Source organism: Rhizobium sp. NZLR8, from assembly GCF_019685025.1.
Lineage (GTDB): Bacteria > Pseudomonadota > Alphaproteobacteria > Rhizobiales > Rhizobiaceae > Rhizobium.
In genome coordinates this window covers 648,773-669,824 of sequence record NZ_JABDVY010000001.1, presented here as the reverse complement: position 1 = coordinate 669,824, position 21,052 = coordinate 648,773, and the positions used below count along the sequence as shown (strand labels likewise).

The window sequence follows — 21,052 nt, the reverse complement described above, 5'->3', positions numbered from 1 at the left end:
TGGCGGCGATTTCGAGTTATCTGGCCGACAAGGGCTGCAACATCATCGACAGCTCGCAGTTCGACGATCTCGATACCGGCAAGTTCTTCATGCGCGTCTCGTTCATCTCGGAAGAGGGTCTTTCGGGCACCGAGATCGGCGCCGATTTTCCACCGGTCGCCGCCCCCTTTTCGATGGATTACGAATTTCACGACAGCGAGAAGCGCATGAAGGTGCTGCTGATGGTGTCGCGCTTTGGCCATTGTCTCAACGACCTGCTCTACCGCTGGAAGATCGGCGCGCTGCCGATCGACATCGTCGGCGTCGTCTCCAACCATTTCGACTACCAGAAGGTCGTGGTCAACCACGACATTCCCTTCCACCATATTCCGGTCACCAAGGCCAACAAGGTTCAGGCCGAAGCCCGTATCATGGAGGTGGCCGAGCAGACCGGCACCGAGCTGATCGTGCTCGCCCGCTACATGCAGATCCTGTCGGACGAGATGTGCCAGAAGATGTCGGGCAAGATCATCAACATCCACCATTCCTTCCTGCCGAGCTTCAAGGGCGCCAACCCCTACAAGCAGGCCTACGGCCGCGGCGTCAAGCTGATCGGGGCGACGGCGCATTACGTCACCGCCGATCTCGACGAAGGCCCGATCATCGAGCAGGACACGGCGCGCATCACCCATGCGCAGTCGCCCGACGACTACGTCTCGATCGGCCGCGATGTCGAAAGCCAGGTGCTGGCCCGCGCCATCCACGCCCATATCCATCACCGCACCTTCATCAACGGCAACCGCACCGTGGTCTTCCCGGCAAGCCCCGGCAGCTACGCCTCCGAACGCATGGGTTGATCGCGGGGATCAATCGGCGGCGCGCAGAGGCTACAGAAGTTTTGGGGAAATGCATGGCGGGCGGGGTTGCCATGGCGCGAAAGACTTATATACTCAGGAAATAAATATTCCGTAGAAGAAATAAGAGGGAACGGGAATGGCTCTATCATGGCGTTTCTCAGTGCTAGCGGATCGGCATCGCGCTCTGGGATCGAAGCTTGAGGACTGGAGCGGCATGGGAACCGCCTGGACCTACGACAAGGACATGTCGGAAGAGCATGTCGCCGTCCGCACCAAGGCCGGCATCATGGATGTCTCGGGCCTGAAGAAGGTGCACCTGGTCGGCCCGCACGCCATCGCCGTCCTCGACGCCATGGCCACCCGCGACCTGACCAAGATCTATCCCGGCCGCTCGGTCTATGCGACCATGCTGAACGAGCGCGGCCACTTCACCGACGATTGCATCGTCTATCGTACCGGCCCGAACTCCTGGATGCTGGTGCACGGCTCCGGCTCCGGCCACGAGGAGATCGTCAGGCAGGCGGCAGGCCGAAATTGCGCCGTGCTCTTCGACGACGACCTGCATGACCTGTCGCTGCAGGGTCCGCTCGCGGTCGACTATCTCGCCAAATACGTCCCGGGCATCCGCGATCTCAAATATTTCCACCACATGCAGACGACACTGTTCGGCGCACCGGTGATGATCTCGCGCACCGGCTATACCGGCGAACGCGGCTACGAGATCTTCGTGCGCGGCCAGGACGCCGTCATGGTCTGGGACCGGATCGTCGAGGAAGGCAAGGAGATGGGCATCATCCCCTGCTGCTTCTCCGTGCTCGACATGCTGCGCGTCGAAAGCTACCTGCTGTTCTACCCCTACGACAATTCGCAGATGTATCCCTTCGCCGACCAGCCGCCCGGCGACAGCCTCTGGGAACTCGGCCTCGACTTCACCGTCAGCCCCGGCAAGACGGGCTTCCGCGGCGCCGAGGAACATGCCCGCCTCAAGGGCAAGGAACGCTTCAAGATCTTCGGCATGCTGATCGATGCCGATGGACCGGCCGATCTCGGCGACGACGTTTTTGCCGATGGCAAGAAAGTTGGCGTCATTACCTGCCCGAGCTATTCGTCGCTGACGAAGAAATCCATGGCGATTGCCCGTCTTGACGTTGACAAGGCGGTGCATGGGACGAAACTCGAAGTCCGCGGCAAGACCGTGAAGGCAAACGCCACCGCCCACACGCTCCCCTTCGACGATCCGGAGAAGAAGAAGAGGACTGCCGTAGGTTAAGGAGCACGCAAATGCTCGTTGCAGGCATCAAGAGCCGACCAGTCTACACGGGCCTGACCATCCAGCCGCACGCCCGGCGGCACATTTTCGCACTCGAAGGGGAGGGTGCCAAGGCTCTCCTCGACCAGCGGCCGGCGCTTGACGAAACCGCCCTTTCCCGCAGCGAAATCCTCTATGTCGCCCGCGGCTCGCAAGGTTCCGGCCTGGACGAGGCACTGCGCCAGCTCGGCGCCGACATGTTTTTCACGGCCCCGACGATCGCAACACTGCTCTTCCGATTGAAGGGCTCGCTTGCCACCGCCCATATGGGCACGCGGCTTTATATTGCGGGCACCGAAGGCTTCATCGGCCAGTCAATGCTGGTGGCGCTCGACTACGGCATGGACCACGCCTCCGTCATCACCGAGCACCGCGGGTCGCTCGCCAGACGCGTGCAATGCGTTCATTGCAAGGGCATTACCGACGACGTCACCGCCAGTCCCTTTACCTGCAGCCATTGCGGGTTGACGCTTCTGGTGCGCGATCATTATTCGCGCCGGCTCGCCGCCTTCCAGGGCGTCAATATCGATGCGGAAGAACCGGGCAGCGCGCCCGACCCCGAGGAGTTGTTCCTTTGAGCGGCGGCACAGAAATTCCCGTCCGCGTGGCGCGGATCACCCCGATCGCCGAACGCGTCAAACGTTTCCGCTTCGAGCGCCTCGACGGCAAGCCGATGCCTTATTTTTCCGGCGGCGCGCATATCATCGTCTCGATGAACGATGGCGGCCATATGCGCCGCAACGCCTATTCGCTGATGTCGCCGCCGCATGATTGCGCAGCCTATGAGATCAGCGTGCTGCATGTCGAGGATTCACGCGGCGGCTCCACGTTCATGCATGAGAAGGTGAGCGAAGGCGACGAACTGAGGGTCAGCTACCCCGTCAATCTCTTCCAGCCGGACTGGCGCGGACGCAAGCATCTTCTGATCGCCGGCGGCATCGGCATTACCCCCTTCATCGCGATGATGGAGCAGTTCTCCCGCGAGGGCGCCAATTTCGAGCTGCATTATGCCATCCGCACGCGCGATCGCGGCGCCTATTGGCGGCAACTGCTGGAGCGCTACGGTTCCCATCGCATCAAGATCCATTGCGACGCCGAAGGCGCCGCCATCCCCCTGACGCGCCTGCTCGACAGCCAGCCGCTCGGTACGCATCTCTATGTCTGCGGCCCGTCCGGGATGATCGATGGCGTGCTGAAAACCGGCGTCAATGCCGGCTGGCCGGAACAGAATCTGCATTCGGAACGGTTCCTGTCGTCGCTGCCCGGCAAGCCTTTCACGATGGAGCTGATCCGCTCCGGCAAGAGCGTGAAGGTCGGCCATCACGAAAGCATGCTGGAGGCGATCGAAGCGGCGGGCGTCGACGCACCCTTCCTCTGTCGCGGCGGCGCCTGCGGTCAATGCGAGACTGGGGTCGTCACCTGCGAGGGCAAGCTGCTGCACAATGACGTCTATCTGACGAGCGAAGAAAAGGCCTCCGGCCGCAAGGTGATGATCTGCGTTTCCCGCTTCGAGGGAAACAGGCTGCATCTCGATCTTTGACGGCATCGGATGAAGCGGAACAAGGAGACCGATATGGCAATAGCCTTCAAGCAGGAAACCTTCCGGAATGATTTCAGCTACGGCAACAGCCCCGAAAACATCCGGCGCTTCCCGTTTCCCTTCGAGCGCGACGAATACATGTATTCCGTCAACATGGAGCCGCATGTGCGTGGCCGGGCGGGCACCGTCTTCGAAAACCTGATCGACGTCGACGAACATTATGTCGCCGAGATGCACGACCGGGCACTTGTTTTGAAGGAGGATCCGCTTCGCTATCAGGCCCTGCCGCACATGATGAGCGCGCAATGGGATACGCTGGAACTGCTGATGGAAGAGCAGGCGGCGGGTAATCCCGACCATTTCACGCTGATCCGCAACGGCGACCAGTGGCGCTGGATCAACCGCCCGCTCGGCATCGACGACAGCTTCACCTTCGGCGATGCCTCGACGCTGCCCTATGAGCCGTTCGAATACATCACCCGCCAGGCCCAGGGCGATTTCTGCATCGTCGACCAACGCGACGGCAATCTGTGGATGGATGCCGGCATGGTAACGACGCAGGCCGACTGGTCGCTCGATTTCGATATCGGCATGAATTTCATGGAATGGCATGGGCCGGTGCCGCTCGCCCACCAGATCGGCGTCTTCGACCGGGCGCTGAAATTCCTGTTGAACCTGCAGCAAGGCAAGCCGACACGGCGGTTCAACTGGACGATGACGATCAATCCGCGGCTCGACACCAGCCCCGAGAATTATCACAAATGGGGTCCAGATCGCACCACCGTGACATCGGGCAATGTCGGCGAGAAGGTGTATCTGCGCGTCGAGCTGCAGAGCCTCTGGCGCCTGCCGCGTTCCAACGCCATCCTTTTCGTCATCCGTTGCTACCTGATGAACATGGAAGAACTCGTCACCGTGCCGAAGTGGGCGCGGCGCTTCCCGCGCGTGCTGAAGACACTGCCGCCAGAGCTCATCGATTATAAGGGCCTCACCCGTTTCCGCGAGACGACGATCGACTGGCTATCCAAATATGACGATGGCGCTCCGACCAGCCCCGGCATCTTTCCCGACTGAGGCGCCGCGATGCACACCAGCACCGCGCATCTCTCAGGCGCGGAAAACACCGTAACGATTTGAATTTCTTTCGTAAATCGATATCGCATAATCAAGAGGGGAATGCTTCATGACAAGAGTAGCCGTCATCGGTGCCGGTCCTTCCGGGCTGGCGCAGCTGCGCGCCTTTCAATCGGCTGCCCAGAAGGGCGCCGAGATCCCGGAGATCGTCTGCTTCGAAAAGCAGTCGGACTGGGGCGGGCTCTGGAACTATACCTGGCGCACCGGCCTCGACGAATATGGTGAGCCGGTCCATGGCAGCATGTATCGTTACCTCTGGTCGAACGGTCCGAAGGAATGCCTCGAATTCGCCGACTATTCCTTCGAGGAGCATTTCGGCAAGCCGATCGCCTCCTATCCGCCGCGCGCCGTGCTCTGGGATTATATCAAGGGCCGTGTCGAGAAGGCGAATGTCCGCCATTGGGTACGCTTCAGCACGCCGGTGCGTATGGTCCGCTTCGACGAAGCGACGAAGAAATTCACGGTGACGGCGCATAACCGCGTCGAGGACCGGATGTATGACGAGGAATTCGACTATGTCGTCGTGGCATCAGGTCATTTCTCGACGCCGAACGTGCCCTATTTCGAGGGCGTGAAGGCCTTCAACGGCCGCGTACTGCATGCCCACGACTTCCGCGACGCGCTGGAGTTCAAGGGCAAGGACATCCTACTCGTCGGCCGCAGCTATTCGGCCGAGGACATCGGCTCGCAATGCTGGAAATACGGCGCGAAATCGGTGACGACGAGTTACCGCTCGAAGCCGATGGGCTTCAAATGGCCGGAGAATTTCGAGGAGCGGCCGCTGCTGACCAGGCTCGAAAACCGCACGGCGCATTTCCTCGACGGCTCGACCAAGGAGGTCGATGCGGTAATCCTCTGCACCGGATACCAGCATCACTTCCCCTTCCTGCCTGACGACCTCCGGCTGAAGACCGCCAACCGCCTTTGGGCGGACAGTCTCTACAAGGGGGTGATCTTCGATAAGAACCCGCAGCTCTTCTATATCGGTATGCAGGACCAGTTCTATACTTTCAACATGTTCGACGTACAGGCCTGGTGGGCGCGCGACGTGATGATGGGCCGCATCGCGCTGCCGCCGCAAGAGGAGCTGAAAGCCAATTTCGACATGTGGCGCGCCCGCGAGGAGACGCTCGAGGATGCCGAACAGATGATCTGGTATCAGGGCGATTATGTGAAAGAACTGCTTGCCGAGACCGATTATCCCTCCTTCGACATCGAAGGCACCAACCGGACCTTCATGGAGTGGGAACATCACAAGGCCCACAATATCATGGGCTTTCGCGACCATGCCTATCGATCGCTGATGACCGGCAACATGTCGCCGAAGCACCACACGCCCTGGGTCGACGCGCTCGACGATTCCAAGGAGGAATATCTGCGCAACTGATCGGGCGAAGACTGCCGCGGGACAAGGTGTTCGCACACCTTCGTCCCGCATATTGCGGCCCACGCCTTTGGAACGTGACGACATAAATCCATCTGCAACTCTTCTCTTCGGACGTGGTCTTCATGGATTTTCAAACGAGCATTCTCGGACGCATGAGCGGCTTTCTCTATCGCTGCCGTGCCGATGAAAACTACACGATGCTTGAGATGACCGACGGCATCGAGCGCATCTTCGGTTATCCCCCCGACCAAATCGTCGGCAACCGCACGCGAACCTTCACCTCGATCATGTACGAGGAAGACGTGCCTTTGATGGACGAAATCGTCGGCCGGGCGCTGGAGAAGCGCGTGGACTGGACGATGGAATACCGCATCCGCCATGCAATGGGTCATCTCATCTGGGTGACAGAGACCGGCGGCGGCATCTGGGATCAAAAGGGCGAGCTTCTCTACCTCGAAGGCAGCATCATCAACATCGAATCGCTCTATCAGCGAATCGATGAACGGACCGCCGACATGCGCGTCACCGCTTCGAAGACCAACGAGATCCTGCAATCGCTGCGCTACCTGAAGCTGCTCGCCGTCAATGCCGGCATCGAGGCGGCCCGCGCCGGCACCGCCGGATCGGGCTTTGCCGTGCTTGCCGCCGAGATGCGCTCGCTCGCCAACTCCTCCGAAGAGGCCGCGCGCGCCATTTCCGAGGCACAACGCAAGGCGGAAGGCTGAGCGTTTCCCCGGCCAGCGAAATAATTATGGCTCGGGTCGAAGGCTGGATCGTTAACCGCTCTACGCCTGCTGATATTACAACACATTTTCAAGGACTTGCCGCAGTTTTGCGGTTGAAGTATCTTATCTCATTGTGGGGAATGTTAAGGCCGCGTTAACTTTTTGTTAACCATAGCCGCGCTAGACATGGTCAACGATTTCTTCACATAGATGACCAAAGTGCTAACAGACGCTCGCTCTATCCGCATCAAGGGCCGCTCTTTCCTCGCGGTCATGCTGTCCCCGGATCTTCCCATCGATGATTGGTTGATCAGGCTGGACGATCTGGCCGCGCGCTCGGCCGGCTTCTTCCTCGGACGGCCTGTCGTGCTCGACCTGACGGACCTGCAAATCGACCGGCCGCAGCTGAAGGACCTGATTGCCGAACTTGCCAAGCGCAATGTCAGCATCATGGGTATCGAAGGCGCACGGCCTTCCATGCTCGGCACGGGCATGCCCCCGGCGCTCAAAGGCGGCCGCTCGGCTTCCGACATCGAGGTTCAGGCGAATGAGCCTGTCGATCCGGTCGGGAAACAGGCAGCCGCCGAACCCCGTCCGGCGATGCAATCGATCGTCATCAGGGAGCCCGTGCGCTCGGGACAATCGGTGATCTTCCCGGAAGGCGACGTCACGGTCATCGGATCGGTCGCCTCCGGCGCGGAGGTCATTGCGGGAGGATCGGTCCATATCTACGGGGCGCTGCGCGGTCGCGCCATGGCAGGATCCATCGGCAACGCATCGGCGCGGATTTTCTGCCGCAAGCTCGAGGCCGAGCTGGTTGCAATCGACGGCATCTACAAAATGGCCGAGGACATGGCCTCCAATCTTCGCGGACAAGCTGTTCAGCTTTGGCTGGAAGACGACGCGATCATGGCAGAGAAACTGATCTGACGACAGCGCCGCGCGCTTTCATAAGATGCGCAAAGGACGTTGAAACACTTTGAATTGCGCCACGGCAAAGGAGAGAGACATGGGGAAAGTGATCGTCGTCACGTCAGGCAAGGGCGGGGTCGGAAAGACGACCTCGACCGCCGCATTGGGAGCGGCGCTGGCGCAACGCAATGAAAAAGTCGTCGTCGTCGATTTCGACGTCGGCTTGCGCAATCTCGACCTGATCATGGGCGCCGAGCGCAGGGTCGTCTACGACCTGATCAATGTCATCCAGGGCGACGCCAAGCTCACCCAGGCGCTCATCCGCGACAAACGGCTTGAGACGTTGTTCCTGCTGCCGGCCTCGCAAACGCGCGACAAGGATAATTTGACGGCCGAGGGCGTGGAGCGCGTCATCACTGACCTGAGGCGTTATTTCGACTGGATCATTTGCGACAGCCCCGCCGGGATCGAACGCGGCGCAACGCTTGCCATGCGCCATGCCGATGCTGCCGTTGTTGTCACCAACCCGGAAGTCTCGTCGGTACGCGATTCCGATCGCATCATCGGCCTGCTGGATTCCAAGACCGCCAAGGCCGAACGCGGCGAGCGGATGGAAAAGCACCTGCTTCTCACCCGCTACGACGCCAACCGCGCCGAGCGCGGCGACATGCTCAAGGTTGACGACGTCCTGGAGATCCTGTCCATCCCGCTGCTCGGCATCGTGCCCGAAAGCATGGATGTTCTGCGTGCATCGAACATCGGCGCGCCGGTCACGCTGGCAGACAGCCGCAGCGCGGCTGCGATGGCCTATTTCGATGCGGCCCGCCGGCTCGCCGGCGAGACCCTGCCGATGGCGATCCCTGAGGAAAAGCGGAATATTTTCGGCAAGATCTTCGGACGGAGGGCGGCATGAATATTTTCCGTCTTTTCAACAAGCAGAGAACCGCACCGGCCGCTCGCGAACGCCTGCAGGTGCTTCTTGCCCACGAGCGCTCTTCAGCCGGGTCGGACCTGGTCACGCTGCTGCGCGAGGAAATTCTCGCGGTAATCGCCAAGCATGTACAGCTCGACCACGACAAGGTGCAGGTGACGATCGATCGCAACGAATACGTCTCGACGCTCGAGATCGATGTCGAAATCCCGTTGAATGCAGCCGTGCAGGCCGCTTGAAAGAGGGCGCTGCCTGTTCAGACGACAGGCAGCGCTGACAATCACGACTTTCTGGCTTTTCGATTGGCGTAACGCAGGTCGCGTGCGGCCTTTCGGGCGGCTTCATCGGCAATCACGCGAGCGATCCGGTCTTTGTCGGCCGCTTCGCGCGCGTCGGCATCAGCACGTGCTTCGGCCTCGGCGGCCGCCTGACGTTCAGCTTCTGCGGCTTGAGCCCGCTCCAGTTCCTCACGCTTTACCCGCTCCCGCTCGGCGCGCCGTTCTTCCCGGGCTTCGGCGACGGCTTGACGCTCCGCCTGCTTTGCGATCCGCGTGGGTTCGGCCGTATCCTTGGCGGTACGAAACGCATTGAGGAGAGCCGCCTTGGCTTCGGCAGCGGCGCTGCGACGATCGGAAAGCTCGTTGTTTTTGGCGTGTTTCAAATCTGTTACCTGACTGTTTGACTGCGACACTAGAGCATGACGCCGAAACCGGTGGGGCTCTTCGGATGACCCTATGCTCTATTTCTCGATTTGGATCTGGACAGTATTATGCCAATCCGGCGTGTAATCATCTAGATCTTGAATCAAATTTTCTTTTTTCGCTTCACGGCAGGGCCGGCGGCCGCGCTCGCGCGATCCTGCAATTCCTTCGCTTCACGGGCTTCGCGCAGTCTCAAGGTCTTTTCCTCGCGGGCGCGAACGGTCTGATCGATCTCTTCCACCGCGCGGCTTCTCGCCAAGAATTGCGATTGTGCGTTTCCGAAAGCGATCTCCGCCTGTTGGCGTGATTTGCTGTGTGTATCTGACATATTCGTCCTGGATTTCATTTAAGCGCCGCGCGTCTTTTTAGCAAAGGACGGTGGAACGCTTGGAATTGCTGCGTCATTCCTTAAACCGATTCCGATTTAAGGAATGATGCAGTGTTCGCTCAGCGAACGCAACAAAAAGGCCAGGCAACTTGCCTGACCTCGCCGGTATCACGCTTTCAACAGTGCCAGTACATCCGTGGTCAAAGGAAAGCAGATATCAATTTAAGCAGCTTGAAGATTGCAAGCGGACATTTTGCCCGACTTGTTATCGCGCTCAAGCTCGTAACCGATCTTCTGGCCTTCGACGATCTCACGCATGCCGGCGCGCTCAACGGCCGAGATGTGAACGAAGGCGTCAGCGCCACCGTCGTCAGGCTGAATGAAGCCGAAGCCCTTGGTGGAATTGAACCATTTAACTGTGCCAGTGGTCATAACAAACCCTTTCATAGCAATTGACAGGCCGCACGTGCGAGATGCACGACGGATGATAATCTCGATTTTGAAGAGGGAAGTTCGTCCAGGGCACGTTGTCGGCGTGCGATAACAAAAGTCAAACAAGCAATATCGACTATCCGGATATAATCATTGAACTCGAATTTGTCAACTTTCAGTTCTTCGAAACTCGATATTCTCTAAATGGTTGTATCTCAGCGGCTTTACACATCGCCGCAGAGCCGGCTCTTCCCCCGTGGTATCGGGCCGATATTAAGCAGCAGACGAGCCGCTGCCTAACTCGGAGGAATGATGATCAAAGTTTGATGCAGCTACCGTCCGGAAAACCGGATCTGTGGGATCGGCTCACCTTTCCGGATAGCCGCAGTTGCAGCGGCCATTCCCTCTGCGCCATCCCTGGTGTCGAGGATACCAGCGGTGACTTGGAGGGTAATGACGTCTGCGGCCGACACACCGCCCGACGACCAGGCCCGGATGAGCGAGCGCATCTTCCCGTAGGCAAGGGTCGGTCCGTTCGCGAGGCGCTGCAGGAGATCTTCCGTGACCTTCTCCAGTTCGGCGTCAGGAGCAAGGTGGGTTGCGACACCCAGATCCAACGCGGCCTTGCCGGATATCATCTCCGAGAGCAGGACCAGGCGCGTGGCGCGCGCACTGCCGACGCGATCGGCAAGTCGCTGCACTCCGCCGGTCATGGGAACTCCACCGACCATTCCCTCCGGGAAGAAAAGGTGTGCCGACTCTGCCGCCACGAGAAAATCGCATGCGAGAAGGAGTTCAAAACCACCGCCCAGCGCCATTCCGCTTACAGAGGCAACCGTCGGTATCGGCAATTCCTCAATCGCGCGCAACGAAGCCAAAACATCGGCGGCGAACGCTTCCAGGAATTTCGATCCCTTGCCTCCAATGTCACCTGGGTTATCTGCTATGGCGAAGCTGCCGGACGCGGAAGTCACATGAAGAACGCGGATGTCGCTTTCGTATGCCTGACGCACGCCAGCCCTCAGCGACGAGGGATAATCGGCTCCCGGCTCGCTGGCCGCGTCACCGAGCAAGATCAGCTTGCCCACCATACCATGCTGCTCGAAACGGAACGAACTCATGTCTTATCTCCTAATTTACTGACACTTATAGCCAGGCAGGCAGAACGCCTGCTACAAAACGGCTGGTACCGCACGCCGCGCTTGGCGTTGGCTATCGAGCCTATTATGTTACGTACATTACAGAATGGTGGTTGGCAATGGCCCGTCCTCGTACGTTCGAAGAAAGTGAAGTGCTGGATCGCGCGGCGGACGTGTTCAGCCGCCATGGCTATCACGGCTCAACCATGGTGGAGCTGACGGCCGCGATGGGCCTGAACTCACCCAGCATCTACGCCGCCTTTGGAAGCAAACGCGGGCTCTTCGACGCCGTTCTCAGGCGCTGCAGCGCTCGCGAGGACGAGCACTGGGCATGGGCGCTCGCCGCTCCGACGGCCGAAGGAGTCGTCAAACGCTTGCTGACGACCTCGCCGGAGCAGACGTCGAGCCGCGTTCTCGTCCATGCGGGTTTGGCGATGGGAGCGGAGAATGCAGACATCCCGCCTGCGCTGCTGCATCGCCGCCAATCAGCAGAGCTGAAACTACGAGACCGGTTCGAAGAAGCGAAGCGGGCGGGCGACCTCCCGGCAGAGGCTGATACCTCACGGTTGGCGAGCTACGTAACGGCGGTGCTCGGCGGTCTCGCCATGAAGGCCGCCGGCGGGGCACCGCACGGCGACCTGCGAGAGGCTGCCGAGCAGGCGGTAGCGGCGTGGCGGGCAATCAGGGACGTCGCAGCCGCTACGAACATTCGTACAGGGGGTTCGCCGCCGGCGGGGGAGCGAAGCCGCGACCCGCGAAGGTTTAGTGCAGATGCGGCACTCGATGCTGCCATGAAGCTCTTCTGGACCAGGGGTTTTACCGGCGCGTCGCTCAGTGATCTCACCGAGGCGATGGGGATCACCCGCCCAAGTCTCTATGCCGCGTTCGGCAACAAGGAAGCGCTCTTTTTCAAGGCTCTCGACCTCTACCAGTCTCTTCGGAAAGACTACATGACCGAGGCACTCCAGACCCCGACGGCGCGGGGCGTTTTCGAGGCACTCCTCAGGGGGGCGCTACGCGACCAGTTGGACGAGGAACAACCGCGCGGCTGCCTGATGGTTCTTAACGCGATGCAGGGAGGTGACGAGGCGCAGGCGATCCGCATCGAGGTCCTCAGGCGCCAGGCCATCGGGCGCGACCTGCTCGCCGCAAGGTTTGAGCGGGCCAAACGCGAGGGCGACCTGTTGCCGACGGTCAATGTCGACGGTCTCGTGCGTTTCGTCCAATCCCTGATGCACGGCATTCTCGCGCAGGGAGGGGCCGGCGCAAGCCCAAGCGAGCTGGAGGCGCTCGTTGAGAGCAGCCTGACCATGTGGACCGCGTCGGCAGATTTATCGATCGGTAAAGATTAGGCCTATCGAAGGGCTGTTGGTATCTTTACCGATCGGTATAAAGCCCTTAGGCGGAGACATCATCGCTTTCCCAGGAACCAATCTGCGACACCACCGTCGAACGCATGCATTACGAGCGCGGTCGCGTCTTCTGCGGGTCGTAGTGCGAAAGCGGCACGATTGTCGCCGGCAGGCGTTTCTGGTGGCCGTCGAGCTTGCCGATTTCGACCTCGGTGCCGGGACTTGCATGCATGACGTCGATGCGGGCGAGCGCGATCGTCTTGCCGAGGATCGGCGAGCGGGTGGCACTGGTGACGACGCCGACCTGAGCCCGGCCGATATGGATGCAATCGCCATGGCCGACCGCCTCGTTGGCCTTGACGTCGAGGCCGACAAGCAGATGGCGCGGATGCTCCTTGCGCCGGATCAGCGCCTCGCGGCCGATGAAATCGTCCTGCTTGGATTTCAGCGGCACGGTGAAGCCGATGCCGGCCTCGAACGGGTCCGTCTGGTCGGTGAATTCGTGATGGGCAAAGATCAGACCTGCCTCGATGCGAACCATGTCGAGCGCCTCCAGCCCCATCGGCTTCAACCCGTGCGGCTGCCCCGCCTCCCAGACCGCGTCGAACACCGCCAGCGCATCCTTCGGATGACAGAAGATCTCGTAGCCGAGCTCGCCGGTGTAGCCCGTGCGCGAGACGACGACGGGCGCGCCCTCGAAACCACCGATGCGGCCGACAGTGAAGCGGAACCATTCGAGCTCACCGATCGTCGGCTGGCGCGGCGCCGTCCAGATGATCTCCTTCAGGATATCGCGGCTCTTCGGCCCTTGCAGGGCGATATTGTGCATCTGGTCGGTCGAAGAGCGAACCCAGGCCTTGAAGCCTTTTTCTTCGGCCTGCTGACGCAGCCATATGCCACTGAAATCATCGCCGCCGATCCAGCGGAAATTCTTGTCGCCGAGGCGGAAGAGCGTGCCGTCATCGATCATGCCGCCGTTTTCGTAGCACATGGCGGAATAGACGACCTGACCTGTCGACAGTTTGCGCACGTCGCGTGTCAGGCAATATTGTAAGAGCTCCTCGGCATCCGGCCCAGTCACCTCGAACTTCCGCAGGGGCGAAAGGTCGATGACGGCGGCGCGCTCGCGGCAGGCCCAATATTCCTCGACCGGTCCCTCGGCGGAAAAGCGGTTCGGCAGCCAATAGCCGCGATATTCGGTGTAATCGCGCGTCAGGGTCGAGAGGCGTGGATGGAAGGCGGTTTCGCGCGTCAGTTCGGCGTCGGCATCTGGGGTCATGCGATAGGCCACCGCTCGTGAGAATTTTTCTTTTCCGGAAAAGGTGCGGACATGGATATCCGTCGGATCCCAGCCGTTCGCCGCGTCGATATCGTCGGGGCAGGACGATGAGACGCAGACAAGATCGGTGAGCGCCCGCATCAGCACGTAATCGCCGGGGCGCGACCAGGGCTCGTCGAGATAGAGCTGGTTGTTGTGGTCGATATTGGTGTTGTAGAAATAGTTCAGCGCTTCCCAACCCTTGCGGCCGGCAATGCCGTAAGGCGCCAGCGCCGCGTTGAAATTGTCCGTGCAGTTGACGTGGCCAGGATAACCCATGTCGTCGTAGTAGCGCGAATTGCAGGCGGTCGCGAAAGCATCGTGGCGCCCGACCGTATCCTGGACGATTTCGACCAGCGGCTCGAAGTCCCGGTCGAAGGCCTTAGAGGGCAGGCCCGGCATAGGATAGCTGCGGCTGAGCAGTGTGCGGGTAACCGTCGAATCAAGCGCGAGATCGAGGCCCTTGTCGACCTTGCGGGCGGCGAAAGCTTGGAAATCGGTGCACTGGCGCCCATAAACATCGATGATCTGGATGAATTCGCCGGCACGCACGAAATAGGCCGCGGCGGTCGCCGCCCGGATGCGGATATCCTCGATGGGGTCGGCGGCCGGTTCCGGCAGGGCGGAGGCGTAGTCGCGGATCAACAGGCTGCGCTTGATCCTGATCTCGATCGGCGTCGCCGTATCTTGGGCCTCCGGCAACATGGCGCCGGCCGGTGCCGCGACGATCAGCAGGCCCTTCATGGAAATCGTGAAATCCGCCCGGCTGCCCGGGCTCGATCCCGCCCCGAAGATGCGGAGCGCTCCGGCCGCGGCAAGATCGGCGCCGCGCCGCTCAAGCGCTGCGCGGGTGCGGGCAGCACTCTCATCCTCCCCTTGAAGAATGGCCTTCAAACCTTCGGCTGAATTGCTGAATGCCGTTCCGAGACCCGCCGCCAGGAAGCGTCCCTTTTCGTTGAGGAAAGAGACCTCGCAAACCTGTCCGCCCTCGCTGTCGATGACAGTGACGCAGTCGCCCGGCTCGACACGCACCACGACCGATCCGCCGCCTTTTGCCCTGTAGCGCTCCGTTCCCTCCGGCAAGGTGGGAATGCCCGGATAACGCACGAGGCTCGCGGTTGCCGGCCGCAGGCCCGTCATAGCAGGATGAAGTTCTCGCATTCTGCCCTCATTGGGAGGATCGGCATGCCCTCGGGCACCACCCATACAGGTTACAAAATGTCTCGCGAAAGTAAAGTCATGTTGACTAAAAAGAAAATATCTTCACTATGCATCAAGGGCTGAGACTCGGGAATCCGTCGGGAACACGGATCGCCAAAATCATCCGGGCGGGCTTGAGACTGTCAGGGAGACACGTTCAGGGAGACGTACAAAGATACGTCCGGAACAATCGAATGGGGAATTTCACTGATGACAGACGTTGTGGAGGCCGGGATTTCATCCGGCACCGAAGGTAAGCTTGTACGCGCGCTCGACTGGAAGGGCGCATTCTGGGTGGCTGCGGGCGTGCCGCCGCTCGTTCTTTTCTCCATCGGCGGCATTGCGGGCACGACGGGCAAGCTCGCCTTCCTCGTCTGGATCATTTCGATGGTGATGGGTTTCCTGCAATCCTTCACCTATGCCGAAATCGCCGGCATGTTCGCCAACAAATCCGGCGGTGCCTCGGTCTATGGCGCCACTGCCTGGCTGCGGTATTCGAAATTCATCGCGCCACTATCCGTCTGGTGCAACTGGTTTGCCTGGTCGCCCGTGCTGTCGCTCGGCTGCGCCATCGCCGCCGGTTATATCCTCAATTCATTCTTCCCCATCCCGGCGGCGGATTCGCAGATGGTCCTCGACTGGATCTCCGCGCATGCCGCTTCCATCACGGCCGATAGCCCCCGCGTCGCCGAATATATCGCGGCTCATGCCGGCACGACGCCGGATGACGCCGTCAAGGCGTTGCTGAGCACCGACGGCGTCGCCGCGCTGACGCCGTGGATCCGCAGCTGGTCGCTCGTCAGCTTCGGCATTCCCTTTCTTGCCACCGCCAACGTCAATGCTACCTTCTTCATCGGCGGCATCCTGATGCTGATCATCTTCGCGATCCAGCATCGCGGCATTTCGGAAACCGCCAGCGTGCAGAAGTGGCTGGCCATCATCGTGCTCGTGCCGCTGCTTATCATCGGCCTCTACCCCATTGTCAGCGGCCATATCCTTGCCGCCAACGTCACCGGCCTGGTGCCGCCGACGGCCGCCTATTCCGGCGCCGACGGCACCTGGAGCAATGGCGGCTGGACGCTCTTCCTCGGCGGACTCTATATCGCCGCCTGGTCGACCTATGGCTTCGAGACGGCCGTCTGCTACACCCGCGAGCTCAAGAATCCGAAGACCGACACCTTCAAGGCGATCTTCTATTCCGGCCTTGCCTGCTGCCTGTTCTTCTTCCTGGTGCCCTTCGCCTTCCAGGGCGTTCTCGGCCATGCAGGCATGCTCGCCCCCGGTATTGTCGACGGCACCGGCGTTGCCGAAGCGCTCGGCGGCCTGATCGGCGCCGGCCGGGTCGTCACCCAGTTGCTCGTCGTGTTGATGATCATGGCGCTCTTCCTCGCCATCATGACGGCGATGGCCGGTTCCTCGCGCACGCTCTACCAGGGCTCGAAGGACGGCTGGCTGCCGAAATATCTCGACCACGTCAACGAAAACGGCGCCCCGACACGGGCGATGTGGACCGATTTCGCCTTCAACCTCTTCCTTTTGGCCATCGCCTCGGATACCGGCGGCTACTTCTTCGTGCTCGCCGTGTCGAATGTCGGATACATCATCTTCAACTTCCTGAACCTCAATTCCGGCTGGATACACCGGATGGACTCCGGCCATATCGAACGCCCCTGGAAGGCGCCGACCTGGCTGATCGGTCTCAACACAGCGCTTGCCTTCGTCAATGCTCTGTTCCTCGGCGCCGGCGCCAAGGTCTGGGGTTATTCCAATGCGCTCTGGGTCGGCTTCATCTTCGCCGCCCTGATCCTGCCGGTCTTTGCCTATCGCCACTATGTGCGCGACGGCGGAAAATTCCCGGCAGGTGCGATGGAAGATCTCGGCCTCGTCGGCCAGGATCTTGGCGTCAAGAAGGCCGGCATGCTGCCCTATCTCGCGCTCGCCGCCGGTCTGGCGATCGTCCTGATCGCCAACGTGATCTTTCAGCTTCCGGCTTAAAGTGCCTCCCAAGCAAAAAAGCCGCCATGGAAACATGGCGGCTTTTTGCATTTGTGGGCGAAGCTCAGCGGCCGCCTTCGATCTTGCGGTGGCGCTGGTTGATACCGCCCTTGCCGTAGGGGTAATCGAAAGGCTGAGGCGCGCTTACCTCATCCAATCTCGCCAGGTCATCGTCGGAGAGCTTGAGCTTCATGGCGCCAAGATTGTCGGCCAGTTGCTCCGGCGTGCGGGCGCCGAGGATGACCGAGGTGATCGCCGGCTGCGCCGCCGTCCAGCCGAGCGCCACCTGCGCCATGCTGACGCCATGCGCCCTGGCGATCTCCTCGACAACGCCGATAATCGCCCAGGTTCGCTCCATCGCATTGCGCGGCGCATAGGACTCACCGCCGCGATTGGGATTTTCGCCGAGCCGGGTGGCGCCAGTCGGCATCTCGTCGCGCTTGTACTTGCCGGTCAGCCAGCCGCCGCCGAGCGGCGACCAGGGCAACAGGCCCATGCCGGCATCCTGGCAGGCGGCGACGATTTCGAGTTCGATGTCGCGCACCAACAGGTTATATTGCGGCTGCAGCGTCACCGGGCGGGTATAACCCCGCGCCTTGGCGATTTCGGATGCCTTGGCGATATGCCAGCCGACATAGTTGGAGAAGCCGTAATAGCCGATCTTGCCTGATGATACCGCATCGTCGAGGAAGCGCAGCGTCTCTTCGATCGGCGTCAGCGCGTCCCAGGCATGCATCTGGTAGAGATCGATCTGCTCGAGGCCGAGGCGGCGGAGAGAATCGTCGAGCGCCTGACCGAGATGCCGGCGCGACAGGCCGATGTCATTCGGTCCGTTGCCCATCGGAAAACGTCCCTTGGTGGCGACGATCGCCTGGCGGGCTTCGGTCGGGCGGGCCTTCAGCCAGCGTCCGATGATCTCTTCCGACTTGCCGGCGCTATAGACATCGGCAGTATCGATGAAATTGCCGCCCCAGGCGAAATAATCGTCGAGCAGCTTGTGCGAGGCCGCCTCGTCGGCCTCCGCGCCGAAGGTCATGGTGCCGAGGCAATAGGCAGTGACGACGGTCCCGCTGGAACCGAGCTTGCGACAATCCATTTTTCCTCCTCATGCGGAGACCCACAGCCGACGTGCAAAACCGTCGGGGTAGAAGCCGGGGCTCCCGCAATCAATGTCAATATCGTGCTTGAGGCGGCCACTTGCCGCCGGATGACGTCTGGCGCCCTGGGCTCAATCTGGCGCAGGGGCGAGGGCAGCATAACCAATCCGACCGGTGCCACAAGTGGGAAAAAATATTCCCGCGGGCGCCACCGGCGACGGTTACGCTTTTCTCGAGAACGACCCGTCGAGCAGATCGGCTGCGGCGACCCCGGTCTCATAGGCGCCGTGCGCCGTCGAGTAACGCGAGCGAGAACAGGCCTCACCCGCAAAGAATATCCGCTGGTCATGCGGTGCAGCGAGACGGCTGCGCAGATCGGAGGCGCCCGGCTCGGCATAGGAATAGGAGCCGCCGATATGGGGTGCAGCGGCCCAGGCCGACATTGCCGCCACCGACAATTCCTTGCGGATATCGGCGCCGAATGCTGCCGCCAGTTCATCCCCAGCGAAGGCAAAGGCGGCCTCTTTTCCCTCCCGCTCCAGATCATGCGCGAGGTCGCCGGCAAAATAGGCTTCGACGACGGCAGCGCCGAGTGGCCGGAGCTGATAGGTGCCGGTCGCGCCGCGGCTGATGGAGCCGAGCATATGGGTATCAGCCGGCAGCGCCTGCTGATTTGCGAGCCTGAGGAAGAGCTTGTCGGCGAGCCCGAGCGGCAACCGCGCCGCTGCCTCGATCTTCTCGGGCAAAGGCGGGTCGAAAACAATCTTGCCAGCGGCAAGCACATTCGTCGAAACCGTCACCAGCACCGCACGGGCACTGAGCCCACCCTGATTCGTCTGAATGTCGATGCGGCCGGCATGGCGGTGATTTACGCGCGTCACTTCGACGCCGAGCCTCGTCGCAACCGGCCTGCCGTAACGGCAGATCAACGTCCCATAGCCCTGGCGCACCCGCCAATCGGGGCCAGGACCGGGGTCGTATCGGTTGTAGTCGAGGACCGACGAGCGTTCCAGCTCGGCGCCGGTGATATAGGTGCCGATCGCCCGGATCTGCCCGTTCCAGGAATTGCCGGGTTCGAGCATCTCGGCCAGATCGGTGTCATCGCCTTCATGGCTTTCAAGGCGTTCGAAATAGTCACCGATCGCCGCTCGCGCGGCGTGGGTCTCCGCATCGTCCCGCTGCAGCCGCCGGCCGCCGTTCCAGGGCGCCGGTGTATGGTCGACCGCCAGTCCGACCTCACCGGCGATCGCGGTCCAGGCGTTGGTCCGCGCCCCATGCAGCCAGCCGCAACCGAGATCGAGTGCGATATCGCCGGCTTCAGGCAGCCCGACGCTCCAGGCGCGGCCGCCGAGACGATCGCCCGCTTCAAGCAGCAGGATGGAAAGATCCGGGCGGATTGCCTGCAGGCGACGAGCAGCGGCAATGCCGGCGGCGCCAGCGCCGATGATGACGACATCCTTCTCGGCGCCCCTGCCGTTGTCACCAGGCATGCATTCTCCTCCCGCCGCTCACCGCTCACCGCTCAGCTAAGCCTCCGTGTCCCCGAAACGCAAGGGTGTATAGCGCCGCGCGCGATGGATTAAACTGCGTCTCCATGACATATAGATCCGATGAGCGTGAACAGAGATTCGCAACTCGACATGTTTGCCAAGGCATCGCCCGCGGTGGTCCAGCTACGCGACCCGTCGCGCCGGCGGCTATCGCAGCCGGCCGCCTATTCCGACGAAGAGATGGCGCGGGCGCTTGAAGAGAGCGGCAACTACCGCATCCTCAGGAAACTGACTGCCCGGCCGGTCGCAGCCGCCAGACGGCCGGAGTTTTCGCGGCTCGGCGTCATTCTCGATACGGAGACCACAGGTCTCAATCACCGCAGCGACGAGATCATCGAAATCGGCGCCGTCGCTTTCACATTCGACGACGGCGGTGCGATCGGCGACATCGTCGGCATCTATGGCGGCCTGCAACAGCCATCGCGGCCGATACCGCCGGAAATTACCCGGTTGACCGGCATCACCGATGCGATGGTCGAAGGCCAGGTCATCGATATAAGATCGCTAAGCGATCTGATCGAGCCGGCGGATCTGATCATCGCCCACAATGCCGGGTTCGACCGGCCGTTCTGCGAAGCCTTCTCGAAGGTTTTCGCCGGCAAGGCCTGGGCCTGCTCGGTTTCGGAAATCGACTGGAGCGCCCGCGGTTTCGAAGGCACCAAGCTCGGCTATCTCGTCGGCCAGGCCGGTTATTTCCATGACGGCCATCGTGCCGTGGACGACTGCCACGCGCTGCTGGAAATCCTCGATCGGGAACAAGGCGACGGCGAGAGCCCGTTCGCGGAGCTTTACAGCGCCAGCCAGTGCTGCCGCATCCGTCTCTTTGCCGAACACAGCCCGTTCGAGATGAAGGACCATCTGAAGGCGAGGGGTTATCGCTGGTCTGATGGAAGCGACGGCCGCCTGAAGTCCTGGTGGATCGAAGTCGGTGAAGACGATCTCGGCGACGAACTGTCCTATCTGCGCTCGGAAATTTACCGATGGAAAGAGGCGGAGCCGCCGATCGTCCGGCTGACGGCCTTCGATCGTTTCAAATCTTGAGCAGAAACGACTCCCAAATCTGACGACCCATGCAAGCGTCGCATAGGTGCAGTGATGCATTGGCGCTGCAACAATCGATCGGCTCGTATTATATACAAGTCATCGAAGCGAACGAAGCGCCAAGG

Annotated in this window: 20 protein-coding genes (1 of these 20 only partly in view); 13 read left to right on the top strand and 7 right to left on the bottom strand. The window is 61.1% G+C overall.

Going from position 1 to position 21,052, the window contains the following annotated elements; translation table 11 throughout:
• From purU to minE, 10 genes are all read left to right on the top strand, one after another.
• Nucleotides 1-836, top strand: partial view of a formyltetrahydrofolate deformylase gene (purU, locus tag HJB89_RS03170; RefSeq protein ID WP_311044365.1) — the 3' portion only. It extends 43 nt beyond the left edge of the window; only the last 836 of its 879 coding nucleotides appear in the window; its start codon lies off the left edge, out of view; its stop codon occupies nucleotides 834-836.
• Nucleotides 837-972: 136 nt separating this feature from the next.
• Nucleotides 973-2,106, top strand: coding sequence for an aminomethyltransferase family protein (locus HJB89_RS03165; RefSeq protein WP_207585326.1), 1,134 nt, complete (start codon nucleotides 973-975; stop codon nucleotides 2,104-2,106).
• An 11-nt stretch (nucleotides 2,107-2,117) separates the two neighbouring features.
• Complete coding sequence (locus HJB89_RS03160; RefSeq protein WP_207585325.1) at nucleotides 2,118-2,723, top strand: dimethylamine monooxygenase subunit DmmA family protein; 606 nt, start codon at nucleotides 2,118-2,120, stop codon at nucleotides 2,721-2,723.
• Nucleotides 2,720-3,685, top strand: coding sequence for a PDR/VanB family oxidoreductase (locus HJB89_RS03155; protein ID WP_207585324.1), 966 nt, complete (start codon nucleotides 2,720-2,722; stop codon nucleotides 3,683-3,685). The genes HJB89_RS03160 and HJB89_RS03155 overlap by 4 nt, the downstream gene beginning before the upstream one ends.
• 33 nt (nucleotides 3,686-3,718) lie before the next feature.
• Entirely contained in the window at nucleotides 3,719-4,759 is a 1,041-nt protein-coding gene (locus HJB89_RS03150; protein ID WP_207585323.1) for a DUF3445 domain-containing protein, read from the top strand.
• A 109-nt stretch (nucleotides 4,760-4,868) separates the two neighbouring features.
• On the top strand, nucleotides 4,869-6,206 hold the full coding sequence (locus tag HJB89_RS03145) for an NAD(P)-binding domain-containing protein (protein WP_221117760.1): 1,338 nt from the start codon (nucleotides 4,869-4,871) through the stop codon (nucleotides 6,204-6,206).
• Nucleotides 6,207-6,328: 122 nt separating this feature from the next.
• The gene (locus HJB89_RS33560) at nucleotides 6,329-6,931 is read left to right on the top strand and encodes a PAS domain-containing protein (RefSeq protein ID WP_207585321.1); all 603 of its coding nucleotides are present in this window, start codon (nucleotides 6,329-6,331) and stop codon (nucleotides 6,929-6,931) included.
• A gap of 210 nt (nucleotides 6,932-7,141) precedes the next feature.
• On the top strand, nucleotides 7,142-7,861 hold the full coding sequence (gene minC, locus HJB89_RS03135) for a septum site-determining protein MinC (protein WP_207585320.1): 720 nt from the start codon (nucleotides 7,142-7,144) through the stop codon (nucleotides 7,859-7,861).
• Nucleotides 7,862-7,940: 79 nt separating this feature from the next.
• Complete coding sequence (gene minD, locus HJB89_RS03130) at nucleotides 7,941-8,756, top strand: septum site-determining protein MinD (protein ID WP_207585319.1); 816 nt, start codon at nucleotides 7,941-7,943, stop codon at nucleotides 8,754-8,756.
• A complete protein-coding gene (gene minE, locus HJB89_RS03125) occupies nucleotides 8,753-9,013 on the top strand; it encodes a cell division topological specificity factor MinE (protein WP_003548116.1) in 261 nt (86 codons plus the stop codon). Before minD ends, minE begins: the two co-directional genes overlap by 4 nt.
• 41 nt (nucleotides 9,014-9,054) lie before the next feature.
• On the opposite strand, the gene HJB89_RS03120 is transcribed toward minE, so the two are convergent.
• The 4 genes from HJB89_RS03120 to HJB89_RS03105 all read right to left on the bottom strand — a co-directional run bounded on the left by HJB89_RS03120 (nucleotide 9,055) and on the right by HJB89_RS03105 (nucleotide 11,356).
• Entirely contained in the window at nucleotides 9,055-9,435 is a 381-nt protein-coding gene (locus tag HJB89_RS03120; RefSeq protein WP_207585636.1) for a DUF6481 family protein, read from the bottom strand.
• A 143-nt stretch (nucleotides 9,436-9,578) separates the two neighbouring features.
• Nucleotides 9,579-9,803: a hypothetical protein gene (locus HJB89_RS03115; RefSeq protein ID WP_207585635.1), complete on the bottom strand. Its 225-nt coding sequence runs from the start codon at nucleotides 9,801-9,803 to the stop codon at nucleotides 9,579-9,581.
• A 222-nt stretch (nucleotides 9,804-10,025) separates the two neighbouring features.
• Nucleotides 10,026-10,235, bottom strand: coding sequence for a cold-shock protein (locus HJB89_RS03110; RefSeq protein WP_003548109.1), 210 nt, complete (start codon nucleotides 10,233-10,235; stop codon nucleotides 10,026-10,028).
• Nucleotides 10,236-10,567: 332 nt separating this feature from the next.
• Nucleotides 10,568-11,356, bottom strand: coding sequence for an enoyl-CoA hydratase/isomerase family protein (locus HJB89_RS03105; RefSeq protein ID WP_221117758.1), 789 nt, complete (start codon nucleotides 11,354-11,356; stop codon nucleotides 10,568-10,570).
• 137 nt (nucleotides 11,357-11,493) lie between these two features.
• Between HJB89_RS03105 and HJB89_RS03100 the strand changes: the two genes are divergently transcribed.
• Nucleotides 11,494-12,726, top strand: coding sequence for a TetR/AcrR family transcriptional regulator (locus HJB89_RS03100; RefSeq protein ID WP_221131943.1), 1,233 nt, complete (start codon nucleotides 11,494-11,496; stop codon nucleotides 12,724-12,726).
• Nucleotides 12,727-12,835: 109 nt separating this feature from the next.
• On the opposite strand, the gene HJB89_RS03095 is transcribed toward HJB89_RS03100, so the two are convergent.
• Entirely contained in the window at nucleotides 12,836-15,205 is a 2,370-nt protein-coding gene (locus HJB89_RS03095) for a DUF1989 domain-containing protein (RefSeq protein ID WP_221148910.1), read from the bottom strand.
• A 249-nt stretch (nucleotides 15,206-15,454) separates the two neighbouring features.
• Here HJB89_RS03095 and HJB89_RS03090 point away from each other — a divergent pair, with 249 nt between their 5' ends.
• Entirely contained in the window at nucleotides 15,455-17,239 is a 1,785-nt protein-coding gene (locus HJB89_RS03090) for an APC family permease (RefSeq protein ID WP_221148907.1), read from the top strand.
• 64 nt (nucleotides 17,240-17,303) lie between these two features.
• On the opposite strand, the gene HJB89_RS03085 is transcribed toward HJB89_RS03090, so the two are convergent.
• Entirely contained in the window at nucleotides 17,304-18,335 is a 1,032-nt protein-coding gene (locus HJB89_RS03085; RefSeq protein ID WP_221148905.1) for an aldo/keto reductase, read from the bottom strand.
• A gap of 222 nt (nucleotides 18,336-18,557) precedes the next feature.
• The gene (locus tag HJB89_RS03080; RefSeq protein ID WP_221148903.1) at nucleotides 18,558-19,826 is read right to left on the bottom strand and encodes an NAD(P)/FAD-dependent oxidoreductase; all 1,269 of its coding nucleotides are present in this window, start codon (nucleotides 19,824-19,826) and stop codon (nucleotides 18,558-18,560) included.
• Nucleotides 19,827-19,946: 120 nt separating this feature from the next.
• Here HJB89_RS03080 and HJB89_RS03075 point away from each other — a divergent pair, with 120 nt between their 5' ends.
• Nucleotides 19,947-20,927 (top strand): 3'-5' exonuclease, encoded by a 981-nt coding sequence (locus HJB89_RS03075; protein ID WP_207585312.1) that lies wholly within the window; start codon nucleotides 19,947-19,949, stop codon nucleotides 20,925-20,927.
• Nucleotides 20,928-21,052: the final 125 nt, after the last annotated feature.

Coding starts and splice junctions, on each gene's coding strand:
- HJB89_RS03165 (WP_207585326.1), top strand. CDS start 973: ATGGCTCTATCATGGCGTTTCTCAGTGCTAGCGGATCGGCATCGCGCT.
- HJB89_RS03160 (WP_207585325.1), top strand. CDS start 2,118: ATGCTCGTTGCAGGCATCAAGAGCCGACCAGTCTACACGGGCCTGACC.
- HJB89_RS03150 (WP_207585323.1), top strand. CDS start 3,719: ATGGCAATAGCCTTCAAGCAGGAAACCTTCCGGAATGATTTCAGCTAC.
- HJB89_RS03145 (WP_221117760.1), top strand. CDS start 4,869: ATGACAAGAGTAGCCGTCATCGGTGCCGGTCCTTCCGGGCTGGCGCAG.
- HJB89_RS33560 (WP_207585321.1), top strand. CDS start 6,329: ATGGATTTTCAAACGAGCATTCTCGGACGCATGAGCGGCTTTCTCTAT.
- minC (WP_207585320.1), top strand. CDS start 7,142: ATGACCAAAGTGCTAACAGACGCTCGCTCTATCCGCATCAAGGGCCGC.
- minD (WP_207585319.1), top strand. CDS start 7,941: ATGGGGAAAGTGATCGTCGTCACGTCAGGCAAGGGCGGGGTCGGAAAG.
- minE (WP_003548116.1), top strand. CDS start 8,753: ATGAATATTTTCCGTCTTTTCAACAAGCAGAGAACCGCACCGGCCGCT.
- HJB89_RS03115 (WP_207585635.1), bottom strand. CDS start 9,803: ATGTCAGATACACACAGCAAATCACGCCAACAGGCGGAGATCGCTTTC.
- HJB89_RS03110 (WP_003548109.1), bottom strand. CDS start 10,235: ATGACCACTGGCACAGTTAAATGGTTCAATTCCACCAAGGGCTTCGGC.
- HJB89_RS03105 (WP_221117758.1), bottom strand. CDS start 11,356: ATGAGTTCGTTCCGTTTCGAGCAGCATGGTATGGTGGGCAAGCTGATC.
- HJB89_RS03100 (WP_221131943.1), top strand. CDS start 11,494: ATGGCCCGTCCTCGTACGTTCGAAGAAAGTGAAGTGCTGGATCGCGCG.
- HJB89_RS03095 (WP_221148910.1), bottom strand. CDS start 15,205: ATGCGAGAACTTCATCCTGCTATGACGGGCCTGCGGCCGGCAACCGCG.
- HJB89_RS03090 (WP_221148907.1), top strand. CDS start 15,455: ATGACAGACGTTGTGGAGGCCGGGATTTCATCCGGCACCGAAGGTAAG.
- HJB89_RS03085 (WP_221148905.1), bottom strand. CDS start 18,335: ATGGATTGTCGCAAGCTCGGTTCCAGCGGGACCGTCGTCACTGCCTAT.
- HJB89_RS03080 (WP_221148903.1), bottom strand. CDS start 19,826: ATGCCTGGTGACAACGGCAGGGGCGCCGAGAAGGATGTCGTCATCATC.
- HJB89_RS03075 (WP_207585312.1), top strand. CDS start 19,947: ATGAGCGTGAACAGAGATTCGCAACTCGACATGTTTGCCAAGGCATCG.